22 protein-coding genes are annotated in these 22,864 nt (G+C 70.7%); 13 read left to right on the forward strand and 9 right to left on the reverse strand.

The window, feature by feature from the left end:
* From CLV43_RS42265 to CLV43_RS42285, 4 genes are all read left to right on the forward strand, one after another.
* Positions 1-567, forward strand: coding sequence for an isochorismatase family protein (locus tag CLV43_RS42265; RefSeq protein ID WP_106195894.1), 567 nt, complete (start codon positions 1-3; stop codon positions 565-567).
* The gene (locus CLV43_RS42270) at positions 554-1,792 is read left to right on the forward strand and encodes an MFS transporter (RefSeq protein ID WP_106195896.1); all 1,239 of its coding nucleotides are present in this window, start codon (positions 554-556) and stop codon (positions 1,790-1,792) included. The genes CLV43_RS42265 and CLV43_RS42270 overlap by 14 nt, the downstream gene beginning before the upstream one ends.
* Positions 1,793-1,869: 77 nt before the next feature.
* Positions 1,870-2,235, forward strand: coding sequence for a DUF427 domain-containing protein (locus CLV43_RS42275; protein ID WP_106195897.1), 366 nt, complete (start codon positions 1,870-1,872; stop codon positions 2,233-2,235).
* A gap of 670 nt (positions 2,236-2,905) precedes the next feature.
* Positions 2,906-3,154 (forward strand): hypothetical protein, encoded by a 249-nt coding sequence (locus CLV43_RS42285; RefSeq protein ID WP_106195901.1) that lies wholly within the window; start codon positions 2,906-2,908, stop codon positions 3,152-3,154.
* Between the two features lie 231 nt (positions 3,155-3,385).
* On the opposite strand, the gene CLV43_RS42290 is transcribed toward CLV43_RS42285, so the two are convergent.
* Positions 3,386-3,799 (reverse strand): DUF3224 domain-containing protein, encoded by a 414-nt coding sequence (locus CLV43_RS42290; protein ID WP_106195902.1) that lies wholly within the window; start codon positions 3,797-3,799, stop codon positions 3,386-3,388.
* Between the two features lie 62 nt (positions 3,800-3,861).
* Between CLV43_RS42290 and CLV43_RS42295 the strand changes: the two genes are divergently transcribed.
* A complete protein-coding gene (locus tag CLV43_RS42295) occupies positions 3,862-4,845 on the forward strand; it encodes a helix-turn-helix transcriptional regulator (RefSeq protein ID WP_106195904.1) in 984 nt (327 codons plus the stop codon).
* A 113-nt stretch (positions 4,846-4,958) separates the two neighbouring features.
* Positions 4,959-5,372, forward strand: coding sequence for an SsgA family sporulation/cell division regulator (locus tag CLV43_RS42300; protein WP_106195906.1), 414 nt, complete (start codon positions 4,959-4,961; stop codon positions 5,370-5,372).
* Here the strand turns inward: CLV43_RS42300 and CLV43_RS42305 are convergent.
* A complete protein-coding gene (locus CLV43_RS42305; RefSeq protein WP_106195907.1) occupies positions 5,369-7,150 on the reverse strand; it encodes a substrate-binding domain-containing protein in 1,782 nt (593 codons plus the stop codon). The genes CLV43_RS42300 and CLV43_RS42305 overlap by 4 nt on opposite strands.
* Positions 7,151-7,321: 171 nt before the next feature.
* Positions 7,322-8,203, reverse strand: coding sequence for a 3-methyladenine DNA glycosylase (locus tag CLV43_RS42310; protein WP_106195909.1), 882 nt, complete (start codon positions 8,201-8,203; stop codon positions 7,322-7,324).
* A 496-nt stretch (positions 8,204-8,699) separates the two neighbouring features.
* On the opposite strand from CLV43_RS42310, the gene CLV43_RS42315 reads away from it, so the two are divergent.
* Positions 8,700-9,902: an MFS transporter gene (locus tag CLV43_RS42315; RefSeq protein ID WP_106195910.1), complete on the forward strand. Its 1,203-nt coding sequence runs from the start codon at positions 8,700-8,702 to the stop codon at positions 9,900-9,902.
* Between the two features lie 24 nt (positions 9,903-9,926).
* On the opposite strand, the gene CLV43_RS42320 is transcribed toward CLV43_RS42315, so the two are convergent.
* The 4 genes from CLV43_RS42320 to CLV43_RS42335 all read right to left on the reverse strand — a co-directional run bounded on the left by CLV43_RS42320 (position 9,927) and on the right by CLV43_RS42335 (position 14,719).
* The gene (locus CLV43_RS42320) at positions 9,927-10,964 is read right to left on the reverse strand and encodes a hemolysin family protein (protein ID WP_106195912.1); all 1,038 of its coding nucleotides are present in this window, start codon (positions 10,962-10,964) and stop codon (positions 9,927-9,929) included.
* On the reverse strand, positions 10,961-12,295 hold the full coding sequence (locus CLV43_RS42325) for a hemolysin family protein (RefSeq protein ID WP_106195913.1): 1,335 nt from the start codon (positions 12,293-12,295) through the stop codon (positions 10,961-10,963). Before CLV43_RS42325 ends, CLV43_RS42320 begins: the two co-directional genes overlap by 4 nt.
* 164 nt (positions 12,296-12,459) lie before the next feature.
* The gene (locus CLV43_RS42330; RefSeq protein WP_106195915.1) at positions 12,460-13,500 is read right to left on the reverse strand and encodes a LacI family DNA-binding transcriptional regulator; all 1,041 of its coding nucleotides are present in this window, start codon (positions 13,498-13,500) and stop codon (positions 12,460-12,462) included.
* A 166-nt stretch (positions 13,501-13,666) separates the two neighbouring features.
* Positions 13,667-14,719: a serine hydrolase gene (locus CLV43_RS42335; protein ID WP_106195917.1), complete on the reverse strand. Its 1,053-nt coding sequence runs from the start codon at positions 14,717-14,719 to the stop codon at positions 13,667-13,669.
* An 87-nt stretch (positions 14,720-14,806) separates the two neighbouring features.
* On the opposite strand from CLV43_RS42335, the gene CLV43_RS42340 reads away from it, so the two are divergent.
* Positions 14,807-15,514 carry an SDR family oxidoreductase gene (locus CLV43_RS42340; RefSeq protein WP_106195919.1) on the forward strand — a complete coding sequence of 236 codons (708 nt, stop codon included), beginning with the start codon at positions 14,807-14,809 and terminating at the stop codon, positions 15,512-15,514.
* A gap of 294 nt (positions 15,515-15,808) precedes the next feature.
* Here CLV43_RS42340 and CLV43_RS42345 read toward each other — a convergent pair whose 3' ends face one another.
* Together CLV43_RS42345 and CLV43_RS50270 are read right to left on the reverse strand one after the other, a co-directional pair.
* A complete protein-coding gene (locus CLV43_RS42345) occupies positions 15,809-16,279 on the reverse strand; it encodes a cupin domain-containing protein (RefSeq protein WP_245887445.1) in 471 nt (156 codons plus the stop codon).
* Positions 16,276-17,772 (reverse strand): diguanylate cyclase domain-containing protein, encoded by a 1,497-nt coding sequence (locus CLV43_RS50270; RefSeq protein ID WP_281262205.1) that lies wholly within the window; start codon positions 17,770-17,772, stop codon positions 16,276-16,278. The genes CLV43_RS42345 and CLV43_RS50270 overlap by 4 nt, the downstream gene beginning before the upstream one ends.
* Positions 17,773-18,026: 254 nt before the next feature.
* Here CLV43_RS50270 and ruvC point away from each other — a divergent pair, with 254 nt between their 5' ends.
* The 5 genes from ruvC to secD all read left to right on the forward strand — a co-directional run bounded on the left by ruvC (position 18,027) and on the right by secD (position 22,864).
* Entirely contained in the window at positions 18,027-18,605 is a 579-nt protein-coding gene (gene ruvC, locus CLV43_RS42355) for a crossover junction endodeoxyribonuclease RuvC (RefSeq protein ID WP_170156257.1), read from the forward strand.
* Positions 18,602-19,192 carry a Holliday junction branch migration protein RuvA gene (gene ruvA / locus CLV43_RS42360; RefSeq protein WP_106195922.1) on the forward strand — a complete coding sequence of 197 codons (591 nt, stop codon included), beginning with the start codon at positions 18,602-18,604 and terminating at the stop codon, positions 19,190-19,192. Before ruvC ends, ruvA begins: the two co-directional genes overlap by 4 nt.
* A gap of 112 nt (positions 19,193-19,304) precedes the next feature.
* On the forward strand, positions 19,305-20,282 hold the full coding sequence (gene ruvB, locus CLV43_RS42365; protein WP_106195987.1) for a Holliday junction branch migration DNA helicase RuvB: 978 nt from the start codon (positions 19,305-19,307) through the stop codon (positions 20,280-20,282).
* A 95-nt stretch (positions 20,283-20,377) separates the two neighbouring features.
* Positions 20,378-20,785 (forward strand): preprotein translocase subunit YajC, encoded by a 408-nt coding sequence (gene yajC / locus CLV43_RS42370; protein WP_425445800.1) that lies wholly within the window; start codon positions 20,378-20,380, stop codon positions 20,783-20,785.
* Between the two features lie 201 nt (positions 20,786-20,986).
* Complete coding sequence (gene secD / locus CLV43_RS42375) at positions 20,987-22,864, forward strand: protein translocase subunit SecD (RefSeq protein ID WP_106195923.1); 1,878 nt, start codon at positions 20,987-20,989, stop codon at positions 22,862-22,864.

Here is a 22,864-nt window from a genome sequence, read left to right on the forward strand (position 1 = left end):
ATGCCAGTCACCACGATCGACCCGAACACCGCGCTCGTCGTCGTCGACCTGCAGAAGGGCGTCGTCGCCATCCCGGCGGCGCACCCCGTAGACCAGGTCGTGAAGAACTCCGCCGCGCTGGCCGACGCGTTCCGCGCGCACGGCCTGCCGGTCGTCCTCGTCACGGTCACCGGCGGCGCGCCGGGCCGGACGGAGGGGGCGCGGTTGGGGGACATCCCCGCGGAGTGGTGCGAGCTGGTGCCGGAGCTGAACCGGCAGCCGGGCGACCACGACGTCGTCAAGCGGACGTGGGGCGCGTTCACCGGCACCGACCTCGACGAGTACCTGAAGGGGCGGGGCGTCACGCAGGTCGTGGTCGTCGGCGTCGCCACCTCGGCGGGCGTCGAGTCGACCGCGCGGCACGCGCACGAGCTCGGCTACCACGTCACCCTGGCAGTCGACGCGATGACCGACCGGAGCGCGGAGGCGCACGACAACAGCGTCACGCGGATCTTCCCGAGGCTGGGCGAGACCGGCACGACCGAGGAGATCACCGCCCTCCTCGACGGTGGTGATGGCGACGCCTGAGGTCCTGGCGACGGGGACGTTCCGGTCGCTGGGCGTCTTCAACTACCGCGTGTGGGCGAGCGGCGCGATCGTCTCGAACATCGGGACGTGGATGCAGCGCACGGCCCAGGACTGGGTGGTGCTGACCCAGCTCACGCACAACAACGCGACCGTCGTCGGCGTCGTCATGGCGCTCCAGTTCGGCCCGCAGGTGCTGCTGCTGCCGTTCACCGGCCTCGCCGCCGACCGGCTCGACCGCCGCAAGCTGCTGATGGCGACCCAGGCGTCCATGGGGTTCCTGGCGCTCGGCCTCGGCCTGCTGACCGTCACCGGGGCCGTGCGGCTGTGGCAGGTGTACCTGTTCGCGCTGCTGCTCGGCTGCGTGACCGCGTTCGACGCGCCCGCGCGGCAGACGTTCGTGTCGGAGCTGGTGGTCGGGCCCAACCTGTCGAACGCGGTGGCGCTCAACTCGACCTCGTTCAACGCCGCCAGGATGATCGGGCCCGCGGTGGCGGGGGTGCTGATCTCGGTCGTCGGCTCCGGGTGGGTGTTCCTGGTCAACGCGGCCACGTTCGGCGCCGTGCTGCTGTCGCTGCGCTTCCTGCGCCTGCGCGAGCTGCACCCCGCGGTTCGGGCGGCCCGTGGTCGCGGCGGCTTCGCCGAGGGCCTGCGCTACGTGTGGGCGCGGCCGGACATCAGGACGATCCTGCTGATGCTGTTCCTGGTCGGCACGTTCGGGATGAACTTCCCGATCTTCATCTCCAGCATGTCGGTCAGCGTGTTCCACCTCGGCTCGCGGGAGTTCGGGCTGCTCACGTCCGCGCTCGCCGTCGGCTCCGTCGTGGGCGCGCTGCTGTCCGCCCGCCGCGCCAGCCCGCGGGTCTCCCTGCTCGCCGTCGGCGCCGCCGTGTTCGGCGTCGGGTGCGCGCTGGCCGCGGTGATGCCGACGTTCTGGCTGTTCGGGATGGCGCTGGTCGTGGTCGGCGTGGCCTCCCAGACCCTCACGACCACCGCGAACAGCTCCATCCAGCTGGCCACCGACCCCGTGATGCGCGGCCGCGTGATCTCCATCCTGCTGGCCATCGTCGTCGGCGGCACTCCCATCGGCGCCCCGATCGTCGGCTGGGTCGCCGACGCGTTCGGCCCCCGCTGGTCACTCGGCCTCGGCGCCACGGCGGGCTTCGCCGCGGCCGTCGTCGGCGTGTACCACCTGCTCAAGTACGCCCGCAAGCAGCCGGTCGGCTGACCCGGAAATGCCGCGCCCCCGCCGGGAGTTGCACCAGGGGAGGACCCGCTGACCCCACCGAAAGGCAGCACCCGCTCATGGCACGCGAAGTCAAGATCCCCGGCCCGGACCACCCCATCACCGTCACGCCCACGGCGGACCGCGTCGTCGTGCGCGCCGGTGACCGCGTCATCGCCGACACCACCAAGGCGCTCACGCTCCAGGAGTCCACCTACCCGGCCGTGCAGTACATCCCGGTCGGCGACATCGACCAGTCCGTGCTCCGACGCACCGACACCAGCACGTACTGCCCGTTCAAGGGCGACGCCTCGTACTACACGATCACCGGCGGCGAAGACCTGACCGACGTCGTCTGGTTCTACGAGGAGCCCTACCCGGCCGTCGCGGAGATCGCGGGCCACGTGGCGTTCTACCCGAACAAGGTCGACATCACCGTCGGCTGACCTGACCCCACCGCAGGCGGCTCCGTCCTACCAGGACGGGGCCGCTTTCGCTTTCGACGGCGATCACGCCTCGATCAGCAAATCGGTAACGGTTGGATTCGCCCGTGCCAATCCGGTACCGAAAGCCATCTCGGACTTTCACTTTTCCGAATTCGCCCGGACTACCCGAACGTACCAGCAGGTTTTCGAGTTGCACCATTTACCCTGGCGTTCACGGGATGTTTCGGTGCGGTGACGGACCGAGGAGGCGGTATGCTCAAGAGCTTCGTGGCCTGGTTGGACGACTACCTCCTCCGTGAGGAACCGTCATCGGTCATCCGGGCGATTGTCGGCCTCATGGGATTCGCGGGTCTGCTCGGCGTGGTGTTCGGCAACTCGCAGTCCATCAAATTGGGCGCATTGGTGTCGGTCGTTCTCTTCGTGCTGTCGGTCATTCTGCTGCTGCTCGCGGACCGGCGGAAGCTGAAGAAGAAGTACGACTCGCACAAGTTCCTCCTGGGGCGGTACTGCGACTTCGTGATCGACAACCACCCCAAGCCGTTGATCCTGGTCGAGGAGTGGAAGCAGACCGTGTACGTTCCGAAGAACGGGGACGTCCGCGAGGTCCTGACCCTCATGGCAGATCAGGCTCGAAGTCGAGAGGGTGTGGCCGGGGAAGTGCATTCCCCTGATGCGCGACCGAATCGCCGACGACTTCACGTTCCGGTTCAGCAACCTGATGCCGGTGCAGGCGGTCGAGTACTCCGTCGTGCTGCCCGCGAAAGTCGATGCTTACCACGCCGCCATCGGTTTCCGGGAGCCGGTCGAGAACCTGTCGATCACTGTCGGCGAGGACCCGGAGGAACGGAAGGTGTTCACCTTTCGCGGGTGCGGTTTCCCGTCGAAGACCACGGTCGGGATGCGGCTGGAGATTAAATGACCCGCACACCACGGGGCGTGCGGGTCGGTCCTGCCGTGACGACCCTAGTCGTCACCCTCCTCGCCGCCCATGGGAGTCCCTTGATCGGGTTGCCACCTGTGGCAACTTCGCGGTGTGTTCGGTGCACGGGCGACGTTAGCCCACGCGATGGCGGGCAGTGTAATGCGACCCGACCTCTTTTGGGTGGCGATTTCGCATCGTTGACCCCGTGTCATCGAATGCGGGCACGACTCACGCGGGCAGGTCGTACTCCAGGGTGTAGGTGCCGCTTTGGCCCTCGGCCCACACGACCTCCCCGTGCCCGCTCAACCCCTCCAGCTCCCCCGTCCCCGACCCCGCGACCACGGTGAACCCGCCCGTCACGGTCCCGTCGTGGAACCCGCTGACGTGCTGGAGCACGAACGTGCCGGTGCGGTCGCCGAGCGTCCCGGTGACGAGCTCGTGGCCGGTGGACTCGCAGTTGGCGTCGTCGGCGTAGGTCATGACGAACCGGGTTTCGCCGGAGGCGTCCAGGTCGCCGTGGTAGGCGCCGACCATCGTGCCCTGGGTGAGCTTGTGGCCGGAGACCTCGTTGTGGGGCTTGCCGTCCCAGGTCTTCTCGTCCCAGCTCTTCATCTCGATGGTGCCGCTCGCTGTGGTGCTCATGCCGGGAAGTGAACCCGCCTTACCTGACACCGAACGTCAGGTAAGGGGGGAAACTTGGGGGTATGCGCGCGAGTCGACTGCTGTCCCTGCTGCTCCTGCTCCAGTCGCGCGGGCGGTTGACGGCGCAGGAGCTGGCCGACGAGCTGGAGGTGTCGGTGCGGACGGTGTACCGGGACGTCGAGGCGCTCGGGGCGGCGGGGGTGCCGGTGTACGCGGAGCGGGGGCCCGCGGGCGGGTACCGGTTGCTCGACGGGTACCGCACCCGGTTGACCGGGCTGACCAGCGAGGAGGCCGAGTCGTTGTTCCTGGCGGGGATGCCGGGGCCCGCGGCGGAGCTGGGGTTGGGGACGGTGGTGGCGGCGGCGCAGCTGAAGCTGCAGGCCGCGTTGCCGCAGGAGCTGCGGTCGCGGGCCGGGCGCATCCGCGAGCGGTTCCACCTGGACACGCCGGGCTGGTTCCGGCACGCCGACGAGACGCCGCTCCTGTCGACGATCGCGGACGCGGTGTGGAACCAGCGGCGGCTGGACATCCGGTACCGGCGGTGGGGTGGGCGGGCGATCGAGGTGCGCCGCACGGTCGACCCGCTCGGCCTCGTGCTGAAGGCGGGCGTCTGGTACCTCGTGGCGCGCGCCGACGACGACCTGCGCACCTACCGCGTGGCCCGCGTGCTGGAGCTGACGGCGGTCGACGAGGGGTTCGACCGGCCGGACGACTTCGACCTCACGGACTTCTGGGCGGACTGGTCGGAGCACTTCGAGCAGCGGATGTACGGCATGCGCGTCACGGTCCGGATGTCGCCCACCGGGCTCGGCCGCGCGCAGTTCCTGCTGAGCCTGGTCGCCGCGCGGGCGCTGCGGGACTCCACCGCCGAGCCGGACGCCGACGGCTGGACGACCGTGGAGGTCCCCGTCGAGTCGCTCGACCACGCCGAGGTCGACCTCATGCGGCTCGGTCCGGACGCGGAGGTCGTCGGTCCGCCGGAGCTCCGCGACCGCATGATCGCGAGGGTGGCCGCGATGGCCGCCGTCTACGAAACGCGGTCGTGATCCGAGCTGCCCGGACCGGCACGGGCACAAGAGGGCAAGTTGTGGTGTTTTTGGGGTCCGTTCGCCTTTTCTAGGGGTATCGGGTGCCTGGTCGCGTACTTATCGTCGATGCTATGGACAACAAGTTCGTGATCACCGTCTCGACGACGTTCGAGCTGCTCGGGCCGGGTGGCGCGCCCGCGCCGATCGCGGCCGAGCTGCGCTACGACCCCGACGACCCGTACGCCGTCGCGGTCCGCTTCCACACCGGCCACGGCGAGGTCGAGTGGATGTTCGGCCGCGAGTTACTGGCCGACGGACTGCTCTCGCCGACGGGTGAGGGCGACATCGCGGTCCAGCCGTCGCCGGAGGACCCCGAGCACGTCCTGGTCGAGCTGAACGCGCCCGCCGGGTTCGCCGTGCTGGCCGTGCCGTCCGACGACATCTCCGAGTTCCTCGACCTCTCCTACGACCTCGTGTCGCCCGGCGAGGAAGAGCTGTGGATCGACTTCGAGGCCGAGCTCGCGAAGCTCGCCATCCCGCGCTAGGGCGCCGACAGGACCTGCGCCAGCGCGGAGTCGATCGCCCTGCCGTCCTCCACGACGGAGAACGTGCCGCCGGTCGACTGGGTGATCTGGGTCAACGGGTCGCGTTCCGGCGCGGAGCCGATCGCGATGATGCTGACCGGGATCGGGCGGGCCTCGTCCTTGAGCTTGTCCAGCTGGGAGCGCAGCCCGTCGAAGTCGAGCCCGCCGTCGTTGGGCCCGTCGGTGAACACGACGATCCGGTTGCGCTTGCCGTCCTGGTAGTCGTTCAGCGCGTCCTTGTACAGCGCCACCAGGCTCGTGTAGAGCTGCGTCGCGCTCAGCGGTTTCAGCCCGGCGATGCCGTCCAGCAGTTCCTGCCGCTGCTCCACGACCGGGCCCGTGGGCACCAGCTCGCGGTACGGCAGGTCGCCGTCGACCTGGCGCGAGAACTCCCACAGCCCGACCGACCCGGACAGCGAACGGTTGACCTGGCCCGACAGCGCGGCCTTCAGCCACTCCATCCGGCTCTTCCCGTCACCGCCCGACTCCTCCATGGACTTCGACGAGTCGACCAGCACCCGCACGACCTGGCCGTTGTCGGCCGTCGCCCACGCCGCCGAGATCTGCTGCGTGGTGTTCGAGTCCGCCGGTGCCAGGCCCTCGGTCATCGTCGCCCAGCGCACCCCCGGTGAGGGCTTCGGCCGTTCGGTCGAGGACGGCACGCGCAGCCCCGCCTCGGCGAGGATCTTCTGCTGGCCGGTGCCCGTCAGGAACTCGCGGAACGCCTGCGCCGCCCGCACCTGGGCCTCGCCGACCCAGTCGCCCGCCAGCGCCACGAACGGGAAGTCCGCGACCGGCGTCGGACCGCCCGGCGCCACGCCGTAGAGCGGCTTGAGCGGGGGAGTGCCGCTGTCCTTGCCGGTGTTGTGCCGGTAGAGGTCGACCTCGAACACGGGCACCGCGCTGAAACCCGACCCGTTCACCGCGGAGCTGTCGGCCAGCAGGTTCATGGCCTCCCACGTGCTGCCGGGCGTCTCCACGGGCTTGGCCGCGACCAGGCTCGCCATCGTGTTCTTCACCGGGTCGAGGCCCAGCATCTCCGTGGTGACCGGGCCCTTGCCCTCGGGGCTCGCGCCCGCCAGCGCCGACTGGATCGCCATCGCGGTCGCCGCGTTCGTCGTCGGGTCGGGCATCGCCACCTTGAACTGGCCCCACTCGCCCTTGCCGAACCGGTCCCAGCCGCCGGGCGCGGACGTCACGCCGGGCAGGTCGGTCCACCGGAAGCCCGCCGAGGACTGCACGGCCGTCGCGCCCGCCTCGGGGAGGGCGAGCAGCACGGGGCTCTGCGCGATCGACTGCGGGGCGGCACCGAGCAGCGCGTGGTTCTGCGCGCCCAACCGGTTCGCCCACAGCATCGAGTCGGTGATCCACGCGTGCGGCTTCGCGCCCAGCTTCCCCTCGTCCCACCCCTGGGTGAGGCTGTCCAGCACGACCTCGGAGTCGATCGACTGCACCTCGATGCGGATGCAGTGGTCGTAGACCACCGGGCGTTGCGCGCTCCACGCCTTCGCCACGTCGCGCACCGCGTCGGCCGCGCTCGGCGTCGACGCGATCCGCAGCAGCGCCTCGCCCTCGGCGCAGTCACCGGCCTCGGCCGCGGCCCGGCGTTCGAGCACACCGCCCAGCCAGCTCCAGCCGAAGACCCCGAGGACGAGCAGCGCGACCACTCCGATGACCGCGACCGGCCACCCGGCTATGCCGCGCTTGACCCGTGTGCGCAGCGTGCGATGTCGGGACATCGACTACCCCTTCAGAGTCTGACCACGGCACGTGGGACGACCACCGCGTCCGGTGACCGATCAACCGTCCCCGACGACACCTGTACCGGTCGGCCGTCACGCTAACAGGTGAGGACTGAGGGGAACGTTAAGAATGTGTAGATCGAATGCCGTCATTCTTCCCCGGACGGCTCAGTCCACGGGTGCGGAAGAGCGAAGCAACGTCACGCTCAGTTCCAACAACGCCGCTCGCAGTGGTACCGCCCGCTCGGCGAACTCCGCCTGCCGCCGCACGTACTCCGCACGCCCCTCCGGCGTCTCGATCGCCACCGGCTCGTAGCCCAGCGGCGCCAGGTCGTACGGGCTCGCCCTCATGTCCAGCTCCCGCACGTCCGCCGCGAGCTCGAAGCAGTCCGCCACCAGCTCCGACGGCGTCGCCGGATCCAGCTTGTAGGCCCACTTGAACAGGTCCATGTTCGCGTGCAGGCAGCCCGGCTGCTCGAACTCGACCTGCGTCTCCCGCGTCGGCTGCAACGTGTTGTGCGGCCGCGCGTCCGGCGTGAAGAACCGGAACGCGTCGAAGTGCCCGCACTGCACCCGGCTCCCGTCCACCACCGCGTCCGTCCCCGCCGACCCGAGCCGCAACGGCCACGCGTTGTGCCGCACCTGCTCGGCCCGCTGCCGGTACACCATCGCCCACTCGTGCAACCCGAAACAGCCCAGCCGCGGCGCCCTCGACGCGGTCGCGCTCAACAACCGGTGCGCGAACCCCACCGTCGACCACCGCGCCTCGGCGAACCGCGCCACGTCGAGCGTGACGCCTTCGGCGGTTTCGGTGTAGGCGGGCCAGCGCAGGAACTCGCGGGCGGCGGGGCCGGTGAGGACGACGCCAGGGCCGGGGTGCCAGCGTTCGAGCTTGGAGGGGCGGTGGGAGTAGTAGGAGAAGAGGAAGTCGAGAACGGGGTGCTTCTCGCCGGTGGCCTTGCGGGCGTGGTGGGGGGTTGTCCAGTGCTGGACGCGGGTGCGGTGGTGGGCTTGGCGTGAGGTCCAGTCGGGTTGGGTGAGCACCTCCATGGGGGGAACGGTACGGGGGTGGGGGTGAGGGGAGGCCGGGCCCCGGTGCGTTGTGTCCACGTGGGTGGAGCCTGGCTTGTGGGCCTCCTATCGTGTGAAGTCCGGCTTCCGGCCCTCCCACCCCTGGCGAAGCCCGGCCCCCGGCGCGCGATTGTCTCAATGCCTCACCCCTGTTTGTCAAGACGGTGAAGCTATCTTGACAAACGGGGGTGGGGCAGGAGGGCGCTGTTTATCGGGGGCGGGAGGGGATCTGGCTTCGCCAGCAAGGCATCGGGCTGCGCCCGACGAGGCATCCTCGCTGCGCGTCGGACAGAGCATCCTTGCTGCGCTGCGGACAAGGCCCCAGGCGCTCCGCGCCGGATGCGCGCTGGCGGGCTGCGCCCATCGTGGAGGGGGTGGGGTGGGTTTTGCTCGCTGGTTTTGGTTTTGGTCGATGGTCTTTCGCTGCTCGCTAAAACGCTCGCTTGTCTCCGGCTCTGGCCTACAAGGTGTGGGGATGGGGTCTGGGTGGCGGCGGTTGCAGGTGGTGGCGGTCAGCGGGTCGGCTGGGGAGGGGTTGTTGTTGACGGCGTTGCCGTTGATGGCGGTGACGATCACGACTGATCCGCGGCAGGTCGCGTTGGTGAACGTGGTGGGGCAGCTTCCGTGGTTGTTGTTCTCGTTGGTGGCCGGGGTGTTGATCGATCGGTTTCCGCGGACGGCTGTGCTGGGGGCGGCGTTCGTGGTGCAGGCGGTGGCGGCGGCGACATTGGGGGTGGCGGCGGCGGTGGGGTGGTTGAGCCTGCCGCTGCTGCTCGTGGTGTCGTTCGTCGTCGTCACCTCGCAGGTGCTCGGTGACGGGGCCAGTGGGGCGTTGGTGCCGGATGTGGTGGGGCCGGAGGGGCTGGCGGCGGCGAACGCGCGGATGATCGTGATCGAGCGCGGGGTGGTGCAGTTCCTGGTGCCGCCGTTGAGCGGGTTCCTGCTGGCGGTGGCGTTGGGGTTGTCGGCGTGGATCGCGTGCGGGACGGCGGTGGTGGCGCTGTGGTTGGCGCGGGGAATCTCGGCGCGGCACGAGCCGAGTCCGCCGGGGAACCCGTTGCGGGACGTGAAGGTGGGGTTGGCGTTCCTGGTGGGGAGCCCGTTGCTGCGCAACATCACGTTGGCCGTGGCGCTGGGGTCGTTCGCGTCGAGCGCGGGTGTGTCGATGTTCGTGCTGTACGCGACGCAGGAGCTGCACGTCGGCTCGTTCGGCTACGGGGTGCTGCTGGCGTGCCTGGCGGTGGGGTGGATCGGTGGGTCGTTCGTGGTGCACAAGGTGGTCGACTGGCTGGGGTACGCGTGGTCGATGAGGTTCGCGGCGATCGCCGGGGTCGTGTCGCAGCTGCTGATCGCGGTGCTGCCGCCGGTGTTCGCGCTGGTCGCGGTGTCGTTGGGGCTGCTGTCGTCCACGACGCTGCTGTGGAACGTGTGCTCGCAGTCGAGCAGGCAGCGGTTCACGCCGAAACCGCTGCTGGGCCGGGTGTTGACGAGCCACCGGGCGCTGGCGTGGGGGTTGACGCCGCTGGGGGCGCTCACGGGTGGGTTCGTGGCGGCGCAGTGGGGGCTGCGCTGGGTGTGGGTGATGGCGGCGGCGGTGCAGCTGCTGTCCGTGGTGCTGATGTGGCGGACGGTCTCGCCGAAGGGGTTCGCGGTGGAGGAGGCCCGAGTCGCCGCGTGACGGCTCGGGCCTCCCCTCCGGGAGCTACAGCTCGCGGCTGACGTGGGTGCCGTCGCGGACGGTGCCCACGTACTCCTCGACCAGGTCCTCCATGGCGACGACGCCGCACAGCCCGCCGTCGGCGTCGACGGCCCGCGCCAGGTGCGACTGCGCCCGGCGCAGGGCGGCCAGCGCCTCGTCCAGGTGGGCGTCGACCGGCAGGTCCGGCAGGCCGCGGATGCGGGTGCGCGGGACCGGGGTGCCGGGGTCGGCGCCCGCGAGGTCGAGCACGTCCTTGACGTGCAGGTAGCCGAGCAGGCGGCCGTTGTCGCCGCGGACGGGGAACCGGGAGAAACCGGTCCGCGCCACGGACGACTCGACCTCGCCCACGGTCGGGTTGGCCGACAACGTCGTCAACCTGTCCAGCGGCACGAGCACGTCGGCCACCGTGCGCTCGGCCGACGACAGCGTCTGCGCGAGCCTGCGGTGCTCGGAGTCCTCGAGCAGCCCCTCCTGGCGGGACTGGGCGATGAGCATGGCCAGCTCGTCGGTCGTGTACGCCGACTCCAGCTCGTCCTTCGGCGTGACCTTCATCAGCCTCAGCACGGCCGTCGACACGACGGTGAACATCCGCAGCACCGGGCCGACCAGCTTGCAGAACCCGTAGTGCACCGGCACGAGCCAGATCGCCAGCTGCTCGGGGTTCGCGATGGCCAGGTTCTTCGGGACCATCTCGCCGAGGATCGTGTGCAGCGCGACCACGATGATCAGGGCGATGGCGAAGGAGATGCCGTGCCGCAGCGCGGTGGGGATGCCGACCGCGTGGAACGGCGACTCGAGGATCGACGCGACGGCCGGCTCGCCGATCGCGCCCAGCCCCAGCGAGCACAGCGTGATGCCGAGCTGCGCGCCCGCGATGATCAGCGGCAGCTGCCTGCCCGCCTTGATCGCGGTGCGGGCCCGGCTGCTGCCGCGGTCGGCCAGCGCCTCCAGCCGGTCGCGGCGGGCGGTGATGATGGCGAACTCGGCGCCGACGAAGAACGCGTTGCCCGCCAGGAACAGCAGGAGCACGAGGAGGCTCATTGCGCCGCCACCTGCTCGGCCTCGACGACCTTGGCCACCCGCAGCTCGGCCGTCCGGTGCCGGTCCATCCGCATCACGGTGATCCGCCAGCCGTCCACCCTGATCTCGTCCCCGACGTCGGGGATGCGGCCCAGCCTGGCCATGACCAGCCCCGCCAGCGTCTCGTAGTCGCCCTCGGGCATCCGGAACCTGGTCGCCTCGGCGACCTCGTCGTCGCGCAGCAGGCCGGACACCATCCAGCTCCCCTTGCCCAACGGCCGCACCGGGGCCGCCTCGCCGCGGTCGTGCTCGTCGCGGACGTCGCCCACGATCTCCTCGACCACGTCCTCCAGCGTCACGAGCCCCGCCGTGCCGCCGTACTCGTCGACGACGAGCGCGGTCTGCAGCCCGGAGGCGCGCAACCGGTCCAGCAGCGCGTCGCCCTCCAGGGTCTCCGGCACGGTCTGCACCGGCCTGGTCAGCGCGGACACCGGGGTGCTCGCGCGCTGGTGCACCGGCACGCTGAACGCCTGCTTCACGTGCACCATGCCGCGCACCTCGTCGATGTCCCCGTTGTGCACGGGGAACCGGGAGAACCCGGTCGCGCGGGTCTTCTCGATCAGGTCGAGCACGGTCGCCTCGACCCGCAGCGACTCGACCTGCACGCGCGGGGTCATCAGCTCGCCGGCCGTGCGGTCGCCGAAGCGCAGCGAGCGGTCCAGCAGCGTCGCCGTGCCCTGGTCGAGCGTGCCGTGCTCGGCGCTGGAGCGCACCAGCGCGCCCAGCTCCTCCGGCGAGCGCGCGGACGCCAGCTCGTCGACCGGTTCCACGCCCAGCCTGCGGACCAGCCAGTTCGCCGTGAGGTTCATGCCGCTGATGAGCCAGCGGAACGCGCTGGAGAACGCCGACTGGAAGCCGACGACCGCGCGGGCGGTCTCCATGGGCTTGGCGATGGCGAGGTTCTTCGGCACCAGCTCGCCGAACACCATCGACACGGCCGTGGCCAGCGCCAACGCGATGGCCAGCGCCAACGGGTCGGCCACCGCCAGCGGCACGCCGAGCGCGGTCAGGCCGGGCTCGACCAGCTCCGCGATGGCGGGTTCGGCGATGTAACCGGTGATCAGGGTGGTGATGGTGATGGCCAGCTGGGCGCCGGAGAGCTGGAAGGACAGCGACTTGTGCGCCTTCTGGAGCTTCAGGGCCTTGGCGTCGCCCACGACGGCCGCGTGGTTGTCCACGGTGCTGCGTTCGAGGGCGGTCAACGAGAACTCGGCGGCGACCGCGGTGGCGGTCCCGACGGTGAGGGCTATCACGGCCAGCAGGCCGAGCACGCTCAGGAGGGTTCCGATCACCTGCCGCCTCCGGCGAGGGACGGGATCGGGCTGGTATGGCAGCCGGGTGTTCGACCCGGCTCAGTACTGAAACCAGGTGACTGCGCGTCGCGCACGGAAGGAGTCACTCCTCGATGGATCTTGCAGGTGGGACAGAGTTCGGTCCAGTTTAGAGCGTACGGCCCTCAGCGCAGTCCGGTTCCGGACGGTGCCCTGGTGCTCGCCCTGAGCACGACCTCACCCGCCACCTTCACCGTCCGCGGCTCGACCGAGCCCTCGTCCAGCACGAGCCGCGCGGCCCGCTCGCCCAGCTCCTCCAGCGGCAGCCGCACGGTGCTCAGCCCCGGCACCAGGTCCTGCAGCGTGGGGATGTCGTCGAAACCGGCGACCGACACGTCCTCCGGCACCCTCAGCCCGCGGTCGCGCAGCGCCGCCATGGCGCCCAGCGCCATCACGTCGTTGACGGCGAACACGCAGGTCGCGCCGGTCTTGGCGGCCAGCAGGTCGTTCGCGGCCGCGTAGCCGCCGTCCCTGGTGAACGCCCCGGTGATCACCGCCGACGGGGGCAGGTCGACACCCGCGTCCGCGAGGCCCGCCTTGAACCCGGCCAGCCGGTCGCCCGCCACCACCAGCGAGGGCGGTCCGGCGAGCACGGCGAACCTCTTGTGCCCGAGCGCGGCGAGCTCGCGCGCCAACGAGCGGGCGCCCGCCCGGTTCGACGGCACCACGGTGTCGGTGGGGATCCGCGCCTGCGAGACGCACGCCACCCGACCGCCCTGGGCGCCGAACGCCTCGATCTCGGCGGCGAGCCTGGCCGTGTTCGCGCGGCTGGTCGTGCGGCTGCCCGCGATGACGACGGCCCGCGCCCGGTGCGCGCGCAGCGTGTAGAGCAGCTCCACCTCGCGGTCGGGGTCGCGGCCGGTCGTGCCCAGCACGACGACCAGGCCCGCCTCCTCGGCGACCCTCGTCACGCCCGCGGCGATGCTGGAGAAGTACGGGTCGGAGATGTCGTGCACCACCAGACCGACCAGGACGCTGCTGTTGCGCGCCAACGACTGCGCGGCGGCGTTGGGGAGGTAGCCGAGCTCCTCCGCCGAGCCGACGACGCGGTCGCGCAGCTCGTCGCTCACCTGCCGCGTGCTGCCGTTGAGCACGCGGGACGCGGTCGCCAGCGACACCCCCGCGTGGCTCGCGACCTCCGCCAGCGTGACCTGCCTGGGAGTCAAACCCGTGCCTCCTCGTTCGCCTGCTCCGGAGCGTAGTCGTCGCAGGCGACGGGTGCGGCACGGCGCTCACCGCAAGCGTTTTCCGCGCCCGACCGGGTCGGTCGTCGACGGCGGCGACGACCGACCCGGTCTCCTTCCCGGAGGGCGCTGGGCGCCGGGAAATACCTCAGGCGCCCTTCCACGGGCGGTAGCCCTGCGAACGCCAGGAGCGCGGCGTGCTCGACGTGATCCGCAGGACCGAGTCGAACAGGGTCCGGCCGATCGCCGTGCGGGCCCGCAGCGCCGGGTGCGTCGCGCCGTAGTTCTCCAGGTTCTCCGCCGCGTCACCGCGGAAGGCCCCCGACGCGAACAGCGCGTAGGTGATGATCGGCTTGCCGGTCTTGTCGAACACGACGCCCGCCTCGTTGCGGCCGTCGTCGAACCAGCCCGCCTTCGTCGCGACCTGCAGCCGCTCGTTCGACGACAGCTCCAGCCGGATGCCGTCGGTGAACGCGGTGAGCGACCGCAGGACGGTCAGCAGGTGGGCCGTGGACGCCTCCGACAGCAGCTCGCCCTTCACCAGCTTCTGCAGCAGCGTGAAGGTCTCGCGCGGCGTCGTCGTGCCCAGGTAGTACCGGTTCGGGTTGGCCACCGGCACGACCTGGGTGTGCACGAAGCCCTTGGACCGCAGGATCTCGTTGATCTCCGCCGCGGGCACCACCAGGCCGCACAGCCGCACCGCGGTGTTGTCCGAGACGGTCAGCAGCGCGGCGAGCGCGTGGCCGATCGTCACCGAGCTCGGGTACGCGCCGTCCAGGCCGAAGATGCCGTCGGTGTCCTGGATGACGATGTCCGCCGTCACCTCGATCCGCTGGTCCAGCGTCAGCAGACCGCGGTCGACCTTGTCGAGCACGGTCACCGCGACCGCGATCTTGTTCACGCTGTACGCCTCGACCACGGCGTCGGCGTTCTCCTCCACCGCGGACCGCACGGTGCCGTTCGGGTCGGCGACCCCGATGTACGACGACCACGTGCCCCGCGCCTTGCGCGTCTCCAGCCGGTACTTCCGCGCGACCTTGCGCCGCGCCACCTCCGCCGTCCCCGGGATCACGCTCTCCAGCTCCGGCTCGGTGTCCACCTCGTCCGCCTGGGCCGAGGCGGTCGCCGCCGACGTCCCCAGAACGGCGGAAGCGGCGGCCACGGAACCGAGCCCCAGTGCGAATCTGCGTGTGATGTTCATGGTGTCCCCCACCTGGTTCGGACCAACGCGTTGATCCAATCAGGTGTCGCTCTCATTTCGCTGACGACCTTGAGTAGCGTGCGCGTCATGGGCGATCCGGTATTCATGATCACGGGTGCTTCCCGCGGCATCGGCGCGGCCACCGCCGAACTCGCCGCCGCCGCGGGCTACCGGCTGGTGCTGACGTCCCGCCACCCCGAGGACCTAGTCAACCTCGGCACCAGACTCGGCGGCCCCGACCGCGTGTGGGCCGCGGGCTGCGACGTCACCGCCTGGCACGAGCTCGCTTTCCTCGCCTCGCGCGTCGAGGAGGAGTGGGGCTCCATCGACGTCGTCTTCGCCAACGCCGGCAGCAGCGTCGTCACGTCCTTCACCACCGACCAGGGCGCCCCACCCCCGGACTGGTCCGACATGGTCCTCACCAACATCTGCGGCCCCGCCTACACCGCCCGCGCCACCATGCCCGCCCTCATGCGCAGCACCGGCCACCTCGTCCTCACCGGCTCCGCCGCCGGCCGCGGCACCCGCCCCGGCAACCTCTACTCCGCCACCAAATGGGCCGTCACCGCCCTCGCCCAGAACATCCGCGCCGAATGCACCGAAACCGGCGTCCGCGTAACCCTCCTCCAACCAGGCCTCACCGACACCACCGCCATCCCGAAAACCCGCACCACCGAACCAAAACTCGCCCCCGCCGACGTAGGCCGCGCAGTCCTCTACGCCGTCTCGCAACCCACCACGGTCGACGTCAACGAAATCCTCATCCGCCCCACCGGCCAGGGCCCCTACCGCTGACCGACCAAGCAAGAGCAAGACCAAGAGCAACAACAAAGCAGGGGCGGGAGCAGGAGCAGCAACAAGGCAGCACCAACGAAGAACGTCCGACCCACGAAAGCCGCTGGTACGCAACGAAAAGCACGCAACCGTGGTCGATTTGACTTGGGGTTTTTGGGCTTACAATTAGTCGGCGGGCACGCTCTACCACCTGCCCTTTTACGCCGACAAAGCCCAAAAAGAGGGGCCCCAAGTCAAATCGACCACACCACCGCAGGTCGTAACCCCCACCCAGCCACGGACCAGGCGCACTCGCTACCCCTCGACAACCCCGCACAACCGCCGCACCTCCGCCCCGTACCCCGGATACGCCTCCCCCAACTCCCCCTCCCCGAACTCCACCCCCTCATCCGTATAAGGCGGCACCACCACAGTCGTCACCAAAGCCCACCCTCCCACCGGCTCGCTCGCCTGCCACACCCCCGCGGGCACCACCAGCTGCGGCCTCTCCCCGGCCCCGAGATCGGACCCCAGCACCGGACGCGTCACCGTCCCGTCCGGGTGCAGCAGCAGGAACCGCAACGGCGCCCCCGCGTGGTGCGCGTACACCTCCACCCCGCTCAACCGGTGCACCGCCGAGAACTCCCCGTCCCGCAGCAGGTAGTAGATGGTCGACAGGTCCTCCGACCGGTACCCCTGCGCGAAGTACCCGCCCTCCACGGGCAGCTCCACCAGTCCGAGCGCGGCGACGACCTCGTCGGCCGTCAGCGGGGCGGGGGCGTTCACCGCAGCTCGGGAACCGACCCGTGCACGACCACCATGCCCTTGCCCAGCCGCTTCGCCGTGTACATCGCGGCGTCGGCCGTGCCCAGCATGTCGTCGGCGGTGACGTCCTCGTCGCAGTCGTGCCGGTGGGCGATGCCGATGCTGGCGCGGACCTCGTGCTCGCGCCCCTGCGTCTGGTGCGGGGTCTTGAGGGCGTCGAGGACGCGGTTGCCGATCTCCGACGGGTCCACCGCGCCGCTCTCCACGAGCAGGCCGAACTCGTCGCCGCCGAGCCGGGCCACGGTGTCCTGGTCGCGCACGCAGCGCTGGAGCCTGGTCGCCACGATCCGCAGCACCGCGTCGCCCTCGGCGTGGCCGTAGTTGTCGTTCACGGTCTTGAAGCCGTCCACGTCGATGAACGCGAGCACCACCGGTTCGCCGCGGCGCAGGGCGGCGGTCAGCCGTTCGCGGAACAGCTCGCGGTTGGCCACGCCGGTCAGCGGGTCGTGGAAGGCCTGGTGGCGCAGCTGCTCCTGGCTCTCGTGCAGCTTGGCCACGAGGGCGGCGTTGTCCATGAGGGTGATCAGCTGGCGCACGATGACCAGGAACATCACGCCGAGGCCGACGTAGATCTCCAGCGGGTTGAAGCGGACGCCCGTGGCGGTGCCGATCGCGATGAACAGGCCGGTGACCAGCAGCGGGAGGTAGGGCACCAGCAGGTGCGGCAGTTCCTTGGACCCGGTGCGGCGGGCCGAGCGGGTCTTGGCCGGGGCGAGGGCGCTGAGCAGCAGCAGCACCGGGCAGGCCATGAAACCGGCGTCCGCGATCGGCGGGATGGTGGTCACGCCGTGGGTGACGAACCAGGCGAACACCCAGCCGGAGCCCGACTGGGCCAGTGCCGCGAGCGCGAGCAGCAGCATCGGCAGCCTGCGCACGGGCTGGTGGGTCCACGACGTGACCAGGAGGGTCACCACGAGCACGAGGTAGACGGTGGGGTGGGCGATGCTGATCGCGAAGCCGGGGCTCGACGTCACCGAGGCCTGCACCATCGACTCCAGCGCGGCCACCCAGGTGAGCACGAACAGCGAGCCCACGACTATCAGCCCGTCGAGCACGACGACGACCCGGCCGCGGGGGATGCGCACCGAGTCCGACGACCCGCGCGCCAGCGCCAGCACCGCGCCCATCGCGAGCACCGGCGAGAGCAGGAAGCCCAGCGTGAGGACCGTGCCCATCGCCAGCACCGTCGGCATGATGAAGCCCACCGGCAGCAGCGTCGGCTCGGTCAGCGACAGGCCGAGGACCAGCTGGGTCCAGCCCAGGGCCAGCAGGCCGATCGACAGCGAGGTCATGGCGGCGGTCATCCAGAGCCGCCACCGGCGTTCGACGCCCTCCTGGGCGTGGGCGGTCCGCCAGTAGACGACGACCGCGGTGACCGACACGGCCAGCTGCGAGGTCTTGTCCAGCGCGACGGAGAGCCCGTGGCCGAGGACGCCCGACACCACGACCGCCACCAAGAGCACCAGGAGGGTGCAGAGGAAGGCCGCCCGGGCACCGAATCTTCTCAGTGTCATGGCCCCCGCTTCGCCGCGGTCGAGAAGGAAGAAGTGGATCAATGGGACGTGGTCACTGTAGTGACGCGGTGACGCAGTGTCGACCGAAGGCGCGCCCGATGTCGCTGATCCGTGACTGTCGCGTGTCGGGCGGAGCCGCCCGGACCGCACCCACTAAAGTTCGAACGGATGTTCGTCTCGGTGGAGGGACCCCAGTGCGCGTGTTCGGCGTCGACCCAGGCCTGACCCGGTGCGGGTTCGGCGTCGTGGACGGCGGACCGGGCCGGACCGTGCGGATCGTCGCGGTCGACGTGGTCCGCACCTCACCGGACGACGAGCTGGCCACGAGGCTGCTGCACCTCGCCGACGAGGTCGAGGTCTGGCTGGACCGGTACCGCCCCGAGGTCGTCGCGATCGAGCGGGTGTTCAGCCAGCACAACGTGCGCACCGCGATGGCCACCGCGCAGGCGGGCGGAGTGGTCGCGCTGGCCGCCGCGCGCCGGAGTCTCCCGGTCATGTTCCACACCCCCAGCGAGGTCAAGGCCGCCGTCACGGGGTCGGGCCGCGCGGACAAGTCGCAGGTCACCACCATGGTGACCAAGCTGCTCGGTCTCGCCGAGGCGCCGAAGCCCGCGGACGCGGCGGACGCGCTCGCGCTGGCGATCTGCCACATCTGGCGGGCGCCGCTGCAGACCAGGATGGCGCAGGCGCAGGCGAAGGCCGCCGAGATTGCCCGCACCCACAAGCTCAGGCTCGCCCAGGCGGCGGCGAAGAACGGAGGCAGGGCCAAGTGATCTCGTCGCTGCGCGGACAGGTGCTGTCCATCGGGCTCGACCACGTGGTCGTGGAGGTCGGGGGAGTGGGGTTCGCCGTGCAGGCGACCCCGTCCACGCTGGCCGGGCTGCGCCGCGGTGAGGAGGCGAGGCTGTCGACGGCGCTCGTCGTGCGCGAGGACTCGCTGACCCTGTTCGGCTTCACCGACGCGGACTCCCGCGAGCTGTTCGGGCTGCTGCAGACGGTGTCCGGGATCGGTCCGCGGCTCGCGCTGGCCACGTTGGCCGTGCTGGAGCCGGACAAGCTGCGCGCGGCGCTGGCCGACGGCAACATCACCGTGCTGACCCAGGTGCCCGGCATCGGCCGCAAGGGCGCCGAGCGGCTGATCATCGAGCTGCGCGACAAGGCGGGCCCGCTGCCCGGCGCGGACGGCGTCGCGGAGGGCGCGCCGCAGGTGCGCGACCAGGTCGTGGAGGCGCTGCTGGGGCTCGGGTTCCCGGCCAAGCAGGCCGAGTCGGCGGTGGACGCGGTCATCGCCGAGGACTCCGCCCAGTCCACCCCGACCGTGCTCCGCCGCTCGCTCGCGGCCCTGGGGCGCAAGCGGTGAGTCGCACCGACGTGCTTGTCCCAGCCGCGGGCACCGCCGACGTGCCCGCCCGCGCGGAGGCGTCGTGAGCACCGACTTCGACTTCGACGACTCCGACGAGCCCCTCTCGCCGCTGGTGGTCCCGACCGAGCGCGACGTCGAGGGCACCCTGCGGCCGAAGGACCTGACCGAGTTCGTCGGCCAGCTCAAGGTCCGCGAGCAGCTGGAGCTGGTGCTGCACGGCGCCATGCGGCGCGGTTCGCCGCCGGACCACGTGCTGCTGTCCGGTCCGCCCGGCCTGGGCAAGACCAGCCTCGCGATGATCATCGCCGCCGAGCTGGGCGCGTCGCTGCGGATCACCTCCGGCCCCGCGCTGGAACGGGCGGGCGACCTCGCCGCGATGCTGTCGAACCTCGTCGAGGGCGACGTGCTGTTCATCGACGAGATCCACCGCATCGCCCGCCCCGCCGAGGAGATGCTGTACCTCGCGATGGAGGACTTCCGGGTCGACGTCGTCGTCGGCAAGGGCCCCGGCGCGACCAGCATCCCGCTGGACATCGCGCCGTTCACGCTGGTCGGCGCCACCACCCGGTCCGGGTCGCTGACCGGTCCGCTGCGCGACCGGTTCGGCTTCACCGGGCACATGGAGTTCTACACCGCCGACGAGCTCGACCACATCGTCCGGCGCTCGGCGAAGATCCTGGGCGTCGACCTGCGGGAGGACGGCGCGCTGGAGATCGCGGGCCGGTCCCGCGGCACTCCCCGGATCGCGAACCGGCTGCTGCGCCGGGTCCGCGACTTCGCCGAGGTCCGCGCGGACGGCGTGGTGGACCTCCAGGTCGCCCGCGACGCGCTCGCCGTCTACGACGTGGACGAGCTGGGCCTGGACCGGCTGGACCGGGCCGTGCTCGGCGCGCTGGTGCGCTCGTTCGGCGGCGGCCCGGTGGGCGTCGCGACGCTCGCGGTCGCGGTCGGTGAGGAGGTGACCACGGTGGAGGAGGTGTGCGAGCCCTACCTGGTCAGAGCCGGCATGCTGGCGCGTACGCCCAGGGGACGGGTGGCCACCGACGCGGCCTGGCTGCACCTGGGATTGCGGCCACCGTCGGCCTGACGAGTGATCGGGTTCGGTGACCTGGCACAATCGCCGTTGGCACCCAGAAAAATCGGACTTTCCGGACACCGATCGGTCGTCCGGCCGAACGGAGAATGATGCAACTCTCATCCCTGATGTTCCCGTTGCTGCTGGTGCTGCTCGCGGTGCCGCTGTTCCTCAGCGCGCGCAAGCAGAAGCGCGCGGCGGCCGAGCAGCAGACGCTGCTGAGCTCGCTGGAGCCGGGTGACCGCGTGATGACGACCTCCGGCCTGTACGCCACGGTCGCGGACGCCACCGACGAGAGCACGATCGACCTGGAGATCGCGGACGGCGTCGTGACGACCTGGCTGCGCCAGGCCGTGCGCGAGAAGATCGTCGCGGCCGACACCGTCGACGACGAGTACGAGGACGACGAGGAGCTCGACGAGGTGACCGAGGTCGAGACCCCGGCGTCGCCGTCCGCGACCCCCGCGTCGACCGCCGTCGTCGCCGAGCCGCTGGAGCACAACGCCAAGAAGTGAGCGCCTGAACGGGCGTGCGGTCCCGCGGTTGGCAACGGTCAAAAGTGCCAACTGCGGGCAGTGACGTCCAGCTCACACGACGCGGGGTACGCTCCGCCCTCGCCCGGACTGAACACCTTCGGGTGAGGGCGTGCTGTCCGTTCCACCGGGAACGGGTGGCCGACCTGACATCATCTTCCAGTTCGAGGAGACGGACGGACCGTGGCACCTCCGGCCGGGCAGATCCGCCCAGCGAAGTACCTGGGCGCATTTGTCCTCATCGTGGTCGCGCTGTACTCCCTGGTGTTCTTCACCGGGAGCGGCAAGGCGACCCCCAAGCTCGGCATCGACCTCCAGGGTGGAACGCGGGTCACGCTGACCGCGCGAGCCCCCGACGGGAAGACGCCGACGGACGAGGCGCTCAACCAGGCCCGCACGCTCATCGAGACCCGCGTCAACGGTCTCGGTGTGTCCGGCTCCGAGGTCGTCCGCGACGGCACGAACCTGGTCATCACCGTTCCCGGCGCCGACGGCGAGGGCGCGAAGAGCCTCGGCAAGACGGCCCGACTGGCGTTCCGCAAGGTCGTCGGCCAGCCGCTGCCGAACGCGCCGACCGTCCCGCAGAGCGGCACGCCGTCCACCACCGGCAGCGCCGCGCCGACGTCCGGCAGCACGCCCCCCACGTCGGGGTCCGTCCCGCCGGGCGAGACCGCGGGCTCCGGGACGCCGTCGTCGAGCGCCGCCCCGCAGGGCCGTCCGGCCCCGCTGCTGGAGAACCAGCCCGCCAGCGGTGACCCGACGGCACCGTCGTCGCCCGCCGCGAGCGACCCGGCGCAGCCCCCGGCCAGCGACGCGGCCCAGCCGCCCGCGGGCCAGCCCGACTGCATGAAGGTCTTCGGCGGCGAGTACGACAAGGACGTCACGAAGGCGATCGCGGAGGCCAAGGCCTGCCGCCAGGACCCGGCGCTCACCACGCTGGACGCGCAGACCGTGACGCAGGCGCTGACGGCGTTCACCTGCCCCAAGCAGGACCCGCTGCTGGGCAACGACGACTTCGACAAGCCGCTGATCACCTGCGACCAGGACCAGACGGCGAAGTACGTGCTCGCCCCGGTCAACCCGGCCGCGGACGACAAGACCACCAAGGCCGACGACTTCTCGCTCTACACCCGGCTCACCGGTGAGGACATCAACAACGCGACCTCGGGCAGCGACCCGCAGGGCGCGGGCTTCGTCGTCAGCCTGGACTTCAAGGGCGACGGCGGTTCCAAGTGGGGCAAGTTCACCACCGCGAACACGCAGCAGCAGGTCGCCGTGGTGCTCGACAGCCAGGTCGTGTCGGCGCCGAACATCAACGAGCCGATCCTCGGCGGCAGCACCCAGATCAGCGGCACCTTCACCCAGAAGGAGGCCGACCAGCTCGCGAACGTGCTGAAGTACGGCTCGCTGCCGCTGTCGTTCGAGGCCTCCGAGGCCGAGACGGTGTCCGCCACCCTGGGCCTGGCCTCGCTCAAGGCCGGTCTGATCGCCGGTGGCATCGGCCTCGGCCTGGTGTTCCTCTACTGCCTGTTCTACTACCGCCTGCTCGGCATCCTGACGATCATGTCGCTGGTCCTCTCGGGCGGCATCGTCTACGCCGTCCTGGTGTTGCTCGGCCGCTGGATCGGGTTCACCCTGGACCTCGCGGGCATCGCGGGCTTCATCGTGTCGATCGGCATCACGGCGGACTCGTTCGTGGTGTTCTTCGAACGCCTGAAGGACGAGGTGCGCGAAGGCCGGTCGTTCCGGTCGGCCGTGCCCAGGGCGTGGATCCGCTCGCGGCGCACGATCCTGTCCGCGGACGGCGTGAGCTTCCTGGCGTCGGCGATCCTGTACGTGATCGCGGTCGGCCAGGTGAAGGGCTTCGCGTTCACGCTCGGCATGTCGACGGTGCTCGACCTGGTGGTCGTCTTCCTGGTCACGCACCCGCTGGTGGCCATGGCGTCGAAGTCCAAGTTCCTGTCCAACCCCAAGCTGTCCGGCCTCGGCGGGGCGCAGCAGGCCGGTGTCGACCAGCGCGCTCACGCGGGCTCGAAGAGCACCGCCGTGAAGGAGGCCTGA

Origin of the sequence: Umezawaea tangerina (assembly GCF_003002815.1) — a bacterium.
GTDB classification, from domain to species: domain Bacteria; phylum Actinomycetota; class Actinomycetes; order Mycobacteriales; family Pseudonocardiaceae; genus Umezawaea; species Umezawaea tangerina.

Bases quoted from the DNA above. Each gene is read 5' to 3' on its own strand.
- CLV43_RS42265 (WP_106195894.1), top strand. From the start codon at position 1: ATGCCAGTCACCACGATCGACCCGAACACCGCGCTCGTCGTCGTCGAC.
- CLV43_RS42270 (WP_106195896.1), top strand. From the start codon at position 554: ATGGCGACGCCTGAGGTCCTGGCGACGGGGACGTTCCGGTCGCTGGGC.
- CLV43_RS42300 (WP_106195906.1), top strand. From the start codon at position 4,959: ATGGACAACAAGTTCGTGATCACCGTCTCGACGACGTTCGAGCTGCTC.
- CLV43_RS42310 (WP_106195909.1), bottom strand. From the start codon at position 8,203: ATGGAGGTGCTCACCCAACCCGACTGGACCTCACGCCAAGCCCACCAC.
- CLV43_RS42320 (WP_106195912.1), bottom strand. From the start codon at position 10,964: ATGAGCCTCCTCGTGCTCCTGCTGTTCCTGGCGGGCAACGCGTTCTTC.
- CLV43_RS42290 (WP_106195902.1), bottom strand. From the start codon at position 3,799: ATGAGCACCACAGCGAGCGGCACCATCGAGATGAAGAGCTGGGACGAG.
- CLV43_RS42305 (WP_106195907.1), bottom strand. From the start codon at position 7,150: ATGTCCCGACATCGCACGCTGCGCACACGGGTCAAGCGCGGCATAGCC.
- CLV43_RS42315 (WP_106195910.1), top strand. From the start codon at position 8,700: ATGGGGTCTGGGTGGCGGCGGTTGCAGGTGGTGGCGGTCAGCGGGTCG.
- CLV43_RS42295 (WP_106195904.1), top strand. From the start codon at position 3,862: ATGCGCGCGAGTCGACTGCTGTCCCTGCTGCTCCTGCTCCAGTCGCGC.
- CLV43_RS42335 (WP_106195917.1), bottom strand. From the start codon at position 14,719: ATGAACATCACACGCAGATTCGCACTGGGGCTCGGTTCCGTGGCCGCC.
- CLV43_RS42275 (WP_106195897.1), top strand. From the start codon at position 1,870: ATGGCACGCGAAGTCAAGATCCCCGGCCCGGACCACCCCATCACCGTC.
- yajC (WP_425445800.1), top strand. From the start codon at position 20,378: ATGATGCAACTCTCATCCCTGATGTTCCCGTTGCTGCTGGTGCTGCTC.
- CLV43_RS42285 (WP_106195901.1), top strand. From the start codon at position 2,906: ATGCGCGACCGAATCGCCGACGACTTCACGTTCCGGTTCAGCAACCTG.
- CLV43_RS42340 (WP_106195919.1), top strand. From the start codon at position 14,807: ATGGGCGATCCGGTATTCATGATCACGGGTGCTTCCCGCGGCATCGGC.